The sequence below is a fragment of the Saccharothrix deserti genome, from assembly GCF_009769385.1.
Taxonomy (GTDB): domain Bacteria; phylum Actinomycetota; class Actinomycetes; order Mycobacteriales; family Pseudonocardiaceae; genus Actinosynnema; species Actinosynnema deserti.
In genome coordinates this window covers 137,728-148,076 of the sequence record NZ_VKAB01000031.1, presented here as the reverse complement: position 1 = coordinate 148,076, position 10,349 = coordinate 137,728, and the positions used below count along the sequence as shown (strand labels likewise).

The 10,349-nt window shown below is 71.1% G+C and carries 9 protein-coding genes; 5 read left to right on the top strand and 4 right to left on the bottom strand.

What is annotated here, in order from left to right; all coding sequences use genetic code 11:
• Positions 1–200: 200 nt before the first annotated feature.
• On the top strand, positions 201–845 hold the full coding sequence (locus FM051_RS37355; RefSeq protein WP_158851722.1) for an alpha/beta fold hydrolase: 645 nt from the start codon (positions 201–203) through the stop codon (positions 843–845).
• A 158-nt stretch (positions 846–1,003) separates the two neighbouring features.
• On the opposite strand, the gene FM051_RS37350 is transcribed toward FM051_RS37355, so the two are convergent.
• On the bottom strand, positions 1,004–3,523 hold the full coding sequence (locus FM051_RS37350) for a glycoside hydrolase family 9 protein (RefSeq protein WP_238412922.1): 2,520 nt from the start codon (positions 3,521–3,523) through the stop codon (positions 1,004–1,006).
• Positions 3,524–3,839: 316 nt separating this feature from the next.
• Here FM051_RS37350 and FM051_RS37345 point away from each other — a divergent pair, with 316 nt between their 5' ends.
• From FM051_RS37345 to FM051_RS52330, 3 genes are all read left to right on the top strand, one after another.
• Positions 3,840–4,178 carry a zinc-binding dehydrogenase gene (locus FM051_RS37345; RefSeq protein ID WP_238412921.1) on the top strand — a complete coding sequence of 113 codons (339 nt, stop codon included), beginning with the start codon at positions 3,840–3,842 and terminating at the stop codon, positions 4,176–4,178.
• Positions 4,178–5,035 carry an LLM class flavin-dependent oxidoreductase gene (locus FM051_RS37340; RefSeq protein WP_158851718.1) on the top strand — a complete coding sequence of 286 codons (858 nt, stop codon included), beginning with the start codon at positions 4,178–4,180 and terminating at the stop codon, positions 5,033–5,035. The genes FM051_RS37345 and FM051_RS37340 overlap by 1 nt, the downstream gene beginning before the upstream one ends.
• Before the next feature lie 295 nt (positions 5,036–5,330).
• A complete protein-coding gene (locus tag FM051_RS52330; protein ID WP_158851716.1) occupies positions 5,331–6,788 on the top strand; it encodes an alpha/beta fold hydrolase in 1,458 nt (485 codons plus the stop codon).
• 13 nt (positions 6,789–6,801) lie between these two features.
• On the opposite strand, the gene FM051_RS37330 is transcribed toward FM051_RS52330, so the two are convergent.
• Complete coding sequence (locus FM051_RS37330; RefSeq protein WP_158851715.1) at positions 6,802–7,302, bottom strand: carboxymuconolactone decarboxylase family protein; 501 nt, start codon at positions 7,300–7,302, stop codon at positions 6,802–6,804.
• 175 nt (positions 7,303–7,477) lie between these two features.
• On the opposite strand from FM051_RS37330, the gene FM051_RS37325 reads away from it, so the two are divergent.
• On the top strand, positions 7,478–8,311 hold the full coding sequence (locus FM051_RS37325; protein WP_158851714.1) for a nucleotide exchange factor GrpE: 834 nt from the start codon (positions 7,478–7,480) through the stop codon (positions 8,309–8,311).
• A gap of 84 nt (positions 8,312–8,395) precedes the next feature.
• Here FM051_RS37325 and FM051_RS37320 read toward each other — a convergent pair whose 3' ends face one another.
• Positions 8,396–9,196: an alpha/beta fold hydrolase gene (locus FM051_RS37320; RefSeq protein WP_158851713.1), complete on the bottom strand. Its 801-nt coding sequence runs from the start codon at positions 9,194–9,196 to the stop codon at positions 8,396–8,398.
• Between the two features lie 11 nt (positions 9,197–9,207).
• The gene (locus FM051_RS37315; protein ID WP_158851712.1) at positions 9,208–10,224 is read right to left on the bottom strand and encodes a C40 family peptidase; all 1,017 of its coding nucleotides are present in this window, start codon (positions 10,222–10,224) and stop codon (positions 9,208–9,210) included.
• Positions 10,225–10,349 lie beyond the last annotated feature (125 nt).

Genomic DNA, 10,349 nt, shown 5'->3' with positions numbered 1-10,349 from the left:
TATTGGACACGCCCTCGGCGCACTCCAACACGATCCGCGACCGCAACGCCAACGCCTGCGCCGTCGAACGACGGCGCACCCACCCCTCCAGCGTCTGACGCTCGATGTCGGTCAACACCAACTCGGGCAACGCAGGTCCACGACGAGCCATGGCGACAACATACAACGAATCAACGACTCAGGACACTAGCGTGGTGCCCATGACGACTTACGTGCTGATCCCCGGCGCCTGCCACGGCGGCTGGTACTACGACCCGATCTCCGAGCGGCTGCGCGCCGAGGGCCACGAGGTGCACGCGGTCACGTTGAGCACCGGTCGGGTGAACCTGGAGGACCACGCGGCCGAGGTGCTGGACCTGTTCGAACGGCTGGACCTGCGCGACGTCGTGCTGGCCGGGCACAGCTACGGCGGCATGGTGATCACCACCGTCGCCGACCGGGTGCCCGACCGGATCAGGTCGCTGGTCTACGTGGACGCGTTCGTGCCGCGCGACGGCGAGTCCGCGTACGACATCGTGCACGGCGACTGGCGCACCTGGTACGTCGAGGGCTCGTCGGGCGACGGGTTCTCCATGGCGCCGCTGCCGTTCTTCGACGAACGCGCCACGCCCCACCCGTTGCCCACGCTGCTCCAGCGCGCGTTGCTGACCGGCGCCGTGGACAAGGTCCCGGACCGGCGGTACATGTTCCTCGCGGGCATGGCCGACACCCCGCTCGCCGGCACCTACGAACGGCTGCGCCACGACCCGGCCTGGCACGTCACCGAACTTCCGGTCGGGCACAACGTCGTGGCGGAAGCGCCGGAGGAGTTGCTGGCCACGCTGAAGGCCGCCGGACAGTCCTAATCGGACGATGGGCCGACCCGTGATCGGTCGACCCGTGATCGGCTGCCGGCGAACCACTCGTCGGCGAGCATCCCCGGCAGCACCACGCCGTGGTGGTTTCGCGAGGTGGTCGACCGGTGGCGGGCTCTGCGCGGGGAGCCCGCCACCGGTCCACGCGGTCAGCCCCTGGTGCAGGACTGGCCGTTCAGCCGGAAGTCGGTCGGTTCACCCGAACCCGACCCCGAAGAGTTGAAACCGATGCCGACCGAACCGCCCGGCGGCACGGCGCCGTTCCACGACGCGTTCGTCGCGCTGACCGCCTGGCCCGCCTGGCTCCACGTCGCCGACCAGCCGTGCGTGATCCTCTGCGTGCCCGGCATGGTGAACTCCAGCTTCCACGCCGACCACGCCTGACGGCTCGTGTTCGTCACGGTGATGTTCGCCGACATGCCGGTGGACCAGGTCGAGGCCCGCCACACCACCTTGCAGGAGCCGGCCACCGGCGCGGTGACCTTCTCCGCCGCCCAGTTGGAGATCCACGCGAACGCGGAGTTCCAGTTGACCGTGACCTCGTTCAGCGAGTACGCGTCGATGTGGTCCACGAAGCACTTCTGCGGCTTGCAGCCCTGGAGCAGACGCGCGGCGACCGGGTCCTGCAGCGCGCTGTTCGGACCACCCGACAGCACACCCGCGGGCGCGGTCGGGAGGGTCGGCTCCAGCTGGTTCGCCCAGTGCCGGTGGTGCACGTTCTTCACCGGCTGCTCGCCGTAGCCCGTGACGTACGAGTACGACATCGGGTTGCGGCCCAACAGGTAGTGCAGACCCTGGAACACACCCTCGCGGTACTTGGCCGCGCCGGTGAAGTCGTGCGCCAGCGCCAACACCGCGATGTTGTTCGCGATGAGGCCGTTCGAGCCCCAGTCGTAGCCCGTCAACGTGCGGTACGGCGCGGGGTAGCCCTGCGTCGCCATCTGCGACAGGTGCGAGTCCGCGACCGACGTGAACGCCGACTTGATCGCCGAGACGTCCGCGGCCGGCAGGCCGTTGGGCACCAGCGCCAGCGTGATATCGCCCAGCGGACCCGTGGAACCCCAGTCGAAGCCGCGCGCGTCCAGGCTCGCGCCCTTGAAGTGCGGCGACGACGTCACGTCGGCGCGGTAGGCCGCCGCACCGGTCGTGGCGAACAGCTCCGCCGCGGCCCAGTAGAACTCGTCGGTCACCGTCGCGTCGCTGTACGCGCCGCCGCCGGTGCCGTCGTTCGGGTCGGCGATCTTGTCCGGGTTCGCCTTCGCCGCCGCGTACGCCTTGGTGGCCGCCGCGAGCGCCTTCGCCGAGAACGCCGGGTCGATCGTCTTCCAGATGCGCGCCGACTGCGCGGCCACCGCCGCCGTGTTCAGCGTCGCGGCCGTGCTCGTCGCGGACAACCGGCGGGGCTGGCTGTCCTCGTGCGGCAGGGTCGGCAGACCGGTCCAGTTCGCGTCGTGGATCTTGTGGTGCACCATGCCGTCGGGCGCCTGCATCTTCAGCAGGAACTCGACCTCCCAGCGCGCCTCGTCCAGGATGTCCGGCACGCCGTTCGCCTTCTCCGGGATGGCCAGCTTGCCGTCGCCCAGCGCGGCCGCGTCGCCGATCAGCTTCGCGCGCTCGTAGGTGTTGAGCACCTGCCACGCCGAGATGCCGCCGTTGACCACGTACTTGCCGTGGTCGCCCGCGTCGTACCAGCCGCCGCGCACGTCCAGCGTGTAACCGCAGTCGACACCGGTCAGGCAGGGGACGTCGTCGTCACCCTGGTTCGGCGCGACGTTGAGGTGACCGGCCGGGCGCGCGTAGGTGTCGCCCACGTACTGCGCCTCGATCTCGACACCGCTGCGCTGGTGGTAGAAGAACGCCAGCGAGTCGTACCGCAGCTTCTTGATCGCGTCGGTGGCGATGTCGAACGGGTAGCTCGTCTCCGTGCCGACGGTCAGCGTGTAGCCGGTGCCCGCGGTGTCGAAGGACGAGAAGTCGATCAGGTGCGTGGAGTCGCCGGACTCGGCGTCCGCGCCCTTGGGCGTCGTCTGACCGGTGGCCACGGTGGTGCCCGCGGAGTTCTTCAACGTCCACGTCTGCGGCGTGGTCGCGTCGGAGGTGAGGGTCGCGTGCTTCGGCAGGCCAGGCACGTAGCCGACCTGGTCGACGTTCACCTTCTTCGCGGGCACGCTCGGGTCGCCGCCCGGCGGCTTCACCCCGCCGATCAGCGAGAGGTTGTCCACGCAGACCGTGGTGTCGGCCGCCTGCGCGCCCAGGTGGAAGGTCACCTGACCAGGCCCCGCGTCCGGGAAGTCCAGCTCCGAGGTGAACGTGAAGGTGAACCGCTGCTTCGTCGTGGTCAGCGCGATGTCGTGCTTCGCGATCTGCCGGTACGGGTCGACACCCTCACCGGCGACGGCCGCCGCCGGTCGGGCCACCGAGGCGTAGGCGTCGAAGGACATCGTGTAGGGCTGGCCCGCCTCGAACGGCACGCCGTTCTGGCCGATGAGGGCGTCCCACGGGTTGGCCGTGCCGCCGGTGACGGTGGCGCACAACTCGCCGTTCACGACCCGGTTCGACACGCCGGCGCTCGCCCACCACGGGTCCGCCGAGCCGCTGCTGAACGTGCCGTTGATCAGGCGCTCGTAGTCCGCTGCGTGGGCCGTTCCGGACGCTAACGCGCCGCTCACCGCCACTAATGCGAGGGCTGCGGTGGCCTGACGGCGCCACCGGGGAGAAGGAAGCGATCTCATGGACTTGGGTCTCCTCCGTCTGCTCTGACGGTTGACGACGCTCCTGGAACCCTTCCTGGGAGCGCTCCCAGAGACTCTAGGGTGACTCGCCGCACATTCACAAGACCGAGTTTGACCTCCAGTTAAGTCGAGGTCACAGGCTGTGGGCATCACTCGACCGGGCTACTGGGGGATGCGATGCGCGCGGTGTGGATGACGGAGTTCGGCGGGCCTGAGGTGCTGGGAAGCCGGGTGGGCGTCTCGCGTCCCGCCGGTGGACGTCGTGTTCGACGGGGTCGGCGGGGCGTTGGCCGGTGAGGCGTTCGGGTTGCTGCGGGACGGCGGGCGGATGTTGAGCTACGGGCTGGCGGGTGGGACTTGGGCGGACATCGATCCTTCGGTTGCGGCGGCGCGTGGGGTGACGTTGGTGCGGGGTACGCGGCCGTCCACTTCGGAAATGCGCTCTTTGGTGTCGGAGGTGTTGGTGCGGGCGGCGGAGGGACGGCTGCGTCCCGTGATCGGCCAACGGTTCCCGCTGGAACGGGCCGCCGACGCGCACGCCGCCATCGAGGGTCGCGCCACGGTCGGCAAGACGTTGCTGGAGGTGCGGTGATGGAGGTCGGGATCACGTTGCCCGGCTTCGGCTCGGACGCGGTCGAGCACGCGCAGCACGCCGAGGGGTTGGGGCTGGAGTCGGTGTGGCACGGCGATCACCTGATCCCGGTGAACCCGTTCCTGGACGCGACGCTGGTGTTGGCGACCGTGGCGGCTGCTACCACGCGGATTCGGCTCGGGTTCGGCGTGATGGTGCTGCCGCTGCGGCCGGTGGCTTGGGCGGCGAAGCAGATCGCGACGTTGCAGCACCTGTCGGGGGAGCGGGTGCTGCTCGGGGTCGGCAGCGGCGGTTCCGCGCACGGTGAGGCCGCTTGGCGTGCGGTCGACGTGCCGTTCTCGGAGCGGGGGCGGCGGACGGACGCGGCGCTGTCGGTGTTGCCGGATCTGGTGCGGGGGAAGGCGGTGTCCGTGCACGGGGCGGAGGTCGTGCTGGCACCAGGTGCCGTGATGCCGCCGGTGTTGGTCGGCGGGACCGCTCTGCGCCGGGCGGCACGGTTCGGCGACCACTGGTATCCGGCTTTCGTGCCGTTGCGGGCGGTGGCGTCGGGGGTGGCGCGGTTGGCGGAGTTGGCGGAGGAGCACGGGCGGCCGGTGTGCGGGGTGACGGTCGGGGTGAGCGTGGCGTTGGGGGACGTGCCGGATTCCGTGGTGGACCACCGGATCCGGTCGATGACCGACTACGGGTTGACCGAGGAGCAGGCGCGGGAGGTCGTGGTGACCGGGTCGGTCTCGCAGGCGCGGGAGCACTTCGCCCGGCTGGCGGAAGCGGGAGCGGACCGAGTGGTGACGATGCCGTTCACAGAGGACCGATTCCGCCAGGCAGAGCTGGTAGCGCAAGCCGCCGCACTAGACTAATCTCCCATTTCCGCAGGTGAGCGCCTCGGTGATCGATGTCCAAGATCACCCGAACGAGGGATGAATGCGTCAATGGGCAACTTTCAGCGCACCATTGACGTTGCCGGGTTGGAAGGAGGCGGCATGGCGGCGAGGGCACCGTAGGCAAAGGCAGGCGACGCGGGCAGAGCAGACAGCGCGCAGACAGGCAGGGCGCAGACAGGGCGCAGGCTTGGTGCAGTCGGTGCGAGAGGCGAGGGCTCGGTCGGGGTAAGCGCCGAGCGGGTCGACCCACAGGCACGGTTACGGTGGCGGGGTGACCGAGCGGATCGTGCGGGCCAATGGTGTCGACCTGTGTGTGGAGACCTTCGGGTCGGCGGCCGATCCGGCGGTGCTGCTGATCGCCGGGGCGTCGGGGTCGATGCTGTCGTGGGCCGATGAGTTCTGCGTGCGCCTGGCTGCTGGGGCGCGGTACGTGGTTCGGTACGACCATCGGGATACCGGGCGGTCCGTGACGTATCCGCCCGGGGAGCCCGGGTACGAGTTCCCGGATCTGGCGGCGGACGCGGTTGGGGTGTTGGACGCCCTGGGGGTGTCGGCGGCGCATGTGGTCGGGATTTCCATGGGTGGTGGGATCGCGCAGCTCGTGGCGCTCGACTTCGCGGATCGGGTGGCGTCGCTGACGTTGATCTCGTCGAGTCCCGCCGGGCCGAACGAGCCGGATCTGCCGCCCATGTCGCCGGCGCTGCTGGAGCACTTCGCGGGCGGTGGGACTCCTGTGCCTGACTGGGGTGACCGTGACGCGGTGATCGAGTACCTGGTCGAGGCGCAACGGCCGTTCGTCGGGTCGCGGCCGGTGGATGTGGGTGCCGCGCGTGAGGTGGCGGGGCGGGTGGTTGATCGGGCGCTGAACATCGCGTCCAGCGCCAACCACCTCCAAGTGGGCGGTGGGGAGCCTTGGCGGGCTCGGTTGGGTTCGATCGAGGTGCCTGTGTTGGTCGTGCACGGGGACGTTGATCCGCTCGTTCCCGTGGGGCACGCGGAAGCGATGGTGCGCGAGGTGCCCGGTGCGCGGTTGCTCGTGCTGGAGGACACTGGTCACGAGTTGCCGGCCGGGGTTTGGGATGTGGTGATCGCGGCCTTGATCGAGCACACCGGGGCCGAGGGGAGTGGCGGGGCGTTCGACCCGTCCACGGCGTTCGAACGGCTCTACGCCGCCGCCTCACGTGGTGAGGTGGAAGTGCCCTGGGCGCGTGACGGGCCGCACCAGTTGATCATCGAGCGCTTCAAGGGAGTCGACGGGAGCGGTAAGCGCGCGCTTGTCGTCGGCGCCGGGCATGGGCAGGACGCGGGATTCCTCGCGCAGCTCGGGTTCGACACGATCGGCTTCGACATCTCGCCGACGGCGGTGCGGGTCGCGCGGGAGCGGTTTCCGGGCGCGCGGTTCGTGGTCGCGGACCTGCTGGACCCGCCCGCCGAGTGGTGGGGTGCGTTCGACGTCGTGCTGGAGGTGCTGATCGCCCAATCCCTGCCCGCCGACGTTCGCCCCACCGGCATCGCGCACATGCGTCGGTTCGTCGCGCCGGGCGGCACGTTGCTCGTGCTGGCCTCGGCCCGCGACGACGACGCGCCCGACGACGCGCCCGTGGAAGGCCCGCCCTGGCCGTTGGTGCGCGCGGAGATCGAGTCGTACGCCGACGACGACCTCCGCGCGGTGCTCGTGGACCGCACCGGCGACCGGTGGTGGGCCGAGTTCCGCCGCGATCAGCGGTGACGAGAGGCAGGGGTCAGAGGGGCCTGGTGTAGCCCTCCTGCACCACGCGGGCGGCCATCGCGGTGTACGCCTCGGGGTCGTCGGGCGCCCACGTGGCCAGACCGTCCACATAGCGGTTCATCATGCAGAACACCGCGGCGATCAGCACGGTGTCGTGCACCTCCACGTCGCTCGCGCCCGTCTCCTTCGCCTTCGCCACCAGCTCGGACGTCACCGCCCGCCCGCTCTCCACGACCGCCGTCGCGATGTCGAGCAACGCGACCAGCTTCGGCGTGTGCACGTGGTCCTCCGGCAGCTGCGCGGCGGCGAACGCGGCGTGCGACGACGCGCAGAACCTGCAGCTGTTCAACTCGGACACGTGCGCGGCGATCAGCTCCCGCTCGCCGCGCGACAGCCCGTTCGGACCGCGCAGCAGGACCTCGACCAGCTCGCTCAGGGGGCGCCCCGTCTCGGGGCGGTAGGCGAGGAGCCCGGTGATACCGGGTAGCGGGTTGTCCAACTCGATGTGCGGCATGTCGATCAGTGTCCGTGACCGGTGGACGCCCCGGCCAGTCACGATCGGGCCAAGCCGTCGACCCGCGCGGCGGCGTCGTCGCCCAGCGTCACACGCCGGCAGCGTCGCGTCGATTCACCCGTACGGACCGCCGGCCGGCGTCGCGCCCGGCCGACTACCTCCTTGTGGAGGAAGCGTGATCAAACCGACCGACCACCGGACCGCGATCGTCGGCGGGGTGGTCGTGCTGGCCGCGTTGGGCGCGTACCTGGCCCTCGGCGCGACGCTGGCACCCGCGACACCGTCGGTCGACGCGCGGGCCATCGCCGGCGCCGCGTTGAGCACCGCCCAAGCCGCCCAAGCCGACCAAACCGACCAGACCGACGGCATCGTGATCGCCGACGAGGTCGGCCGGGTCCTGCCCGAGGGCACCCGCGCGGTGGTCGTGCGGCCGGGTCGGGCGAACGAGGTCCCGAGCCGGGAGGGCACGCACCGGGTCGCGGTGGTGGTCGGCGAGGTGGACCGGGCGGCGGTGTCGTTGCTGGTGGCCGAGGGCGGTGTGGTCGGCTCGTCGGCCACCCCGGACGGCTGGTGGGCGGCGGTGTCCGTGCCCGCGTCCGTGTCGGCGCCCGTCGTCCCGGCGTTGGCGCTGCTGGTGGCGGCCGTGCTGCTGGGTGCGGCGGCGGCCGAGGTGTCACGCACCCGCTCGCCGCCGGTCCGGCGGAACGAGAGGCACGAGAGGCACGAGAGGCACGACGTGCTGGTGCGAGGCCTGACCGACCTGCTGCCGCGGCTGCCGGAGGACGTGGCGTGCCAGGCGTACGACGTGCTCGCCGCCGGCGGTGTCCGGGTGGTCGTGCCGGACGGCCACCCGCTGGACGCCCGGCACCACGTCGTCGGCACGGAGGTCACCGACGACCCGGAGCTGGTGGACACCGTGGCCCGCACCGTGCGGCCCGGTTACGCCGACGGCCACCGGGTGGTCGTCCGACCGGAGGTCGTGGCGTACGTGGGCCGCACGGCGCGGTGAGGTGTCAGGCGGACCACGAGACCGGCTGCTGACAACGAAAAAGACGGGGAGGAGCCGTGCGCCGCCACGGCCCCTCCCCGCCGCTCAATGGGCCAGGTGCGCGAGAACGGCCAACCCGAACGATCCGGGCGACTCGACCCACGGCACGTGGCCGGCGCTGGGCAGCACGACCCGCGCCACGTCCGGCAGCGCCTCGGCCAGCGAGTCCACCGCCCACCTCGGCCGCACGTCCTCCGCGCCGTCGATGATCAGCGTCGGCACGGCCAGCTCGCGGCACCGCCCCACCAGGTCGCGCTCGTCCCACGTGCGCGACTCGGCGTTCAACGCGGCGTTCGCCTCCTCGTTCACGCCGAACCACGGCGTGGCCAGCTCTTCCGCCTTCTGCCGGGCCGTCGGCGGGTCGGCGAAGTCCGCGGTCCACAGCCGGACCGCGGCCTCACGCCCGGTCGGACCCTCCGGCTGGTCGGCCAGCCGTTCGGCCAGGTTGCGCCGGTACTCGTGGCGCCACTCCTGCCCCAACCCGGTGCCGGAGACGTAGACCAGCGACGTGACCCGGTTCGGGTAGTCCAACGCGTAGTGCAGCGCCACGTCGGCGCCCCAGGAGTGACCCAACAGAGCCGTCCTCGACAGTCCGAAGTGGACTCTTACGGCGTCCAGGTCGGCCAGGGTGCGGGCCGTGGTGTACGGCCCCTCGCGCTCGGACCGGCCGCCGCCGCGCTGGTCCCAGCGGATGACCCGCACCCGTTCGGCCGGCAACTCGGCGAGCCCGTCGAACATGTCCCACAGCCCGGGGCCGCCGTGGCACAGCACCAGCGGTTCGCCCCGCCCCAGTTCGGCCGCCCACAACACGCGGCCGTCGTCGGCGATGACCTTGTGCTCTTCCATGCCCGCCAGTGTCAGCCAACCACACGGCGGATCACACTGATCGGGCCGATCGAGTCGATGTCGGCGATCTTCACGGGAACGCCCTCGGTCGACGCGTGCACGGCGCGCACGCCGTCCACGGCCATCGCCACGTGCGACTGGCCGGAGTAGTAGATGATCAGGTCGCCGGGCTGGACCTGCGCTCTCGTCACGGCACGGCCCACGGTGGCCTGCACGTAGGTGGTGCGCCCGATGGTCACGCCCGCCGCGCGGTAGGCCGCCTGGGTGAGGCTGGAGCAGTCCCACGAGTTGGGACCGTTGGAGCCGAACACGTACGGCTTCCCGCGTTGCGAGAGGGCGAACTGCAGTGCCGCGCCGGCGGCACCCGCGGGCACGGCGACGGCCGACGTGTCGCCGGGCGCCGCGAGCACCGCCTTGTCGGTCGCGCTGAGCGAGCGGTACTGCGCCCGCGCGTCCGTGACCTGCTTGTTCATCGCCGTCTTGCGGTCGGCGAGGTCGGTGACGAGCCGTTGCGCCTCGCCGGCGGCGGTGGTCGCGCGCTGTTGCGCGTCCTGTGCGTCGGCGGTGGCCTGCTCGGCCGTGTCGACGGCGACCGACAGGCGGTTCAGCGCCTCCTCGTTGTCGGCGGCGAGCACGCCCAGCGCGCTCATCCGGTTCAGGAAGTCCTGCTGCGAGTCGCTGACCAGCAGCGCGGACAGCTGGGTGAACCGGGCGCCCTCGAACGACGCCTCGGTGAGCACGTCGACCTGGCCGCGGAACGCTTCCTGGTCGGCTCTGGCCAGGTCGCCGACGCGGGTGGCGTCGGCCAGGTCGGCGTTCGCGCGGTCCAGGTCGCCCTGCTTGGCCTTGAGGTCGTCCTGGGCCTTCAGGTGCTCCTCGTGCAGCCGTTCGGCCTCGCGCGCCAACTGTTCGTACTTCGCCAGCGCGTCCGACGCGTTCGGCTGCGCGACCGCGGGTGTCGGCACGGCCAGGGCCGCGATAACGGCCGCGGCCAGTGCGGCGGAACGCCTACCGGGATGTCCGTTCACAGTGAGGCCTACGTGCGGCTCCGCCGGGCGGTTCAGCTCCTTGACCCGGATGACGTTCCCGATTATGGTCTAGACCACGTCGCGTTGCGTGACATCTTCCTCGCACTACGTCACACATTCGCGTG

Coding starts and splice junctions, on each gene's coding strand:
- FM051_RS37320 (WP_158851713.1), bottom strand. CDS start 9,196: ATGGAAGAGCACAAGGTCATCGCCGACGACGGCCGCGTGTTGTGGGCG.
- FM051_RS37355 (WP_158851722.1), top strand. CDS start 201: ATGACGACTTACGTGCTGATCCCCGGCGCCTGCCACGGCGGCTGGTAC.
- FM051_RS37330 (WP_158851715.1), bottom strand. CDS start 7,302: ATGCCGCACATCGAGTTGGACAACCCGCTACCCGGTATCACCGGGCTC.
- FM051_RS37340 (WP_158851718.1), top strand. CDS start 4,178: ATGGAGGTCGGGATCACGTTGCCCGGCTTCGGCTCGGACGCGGTCGAG.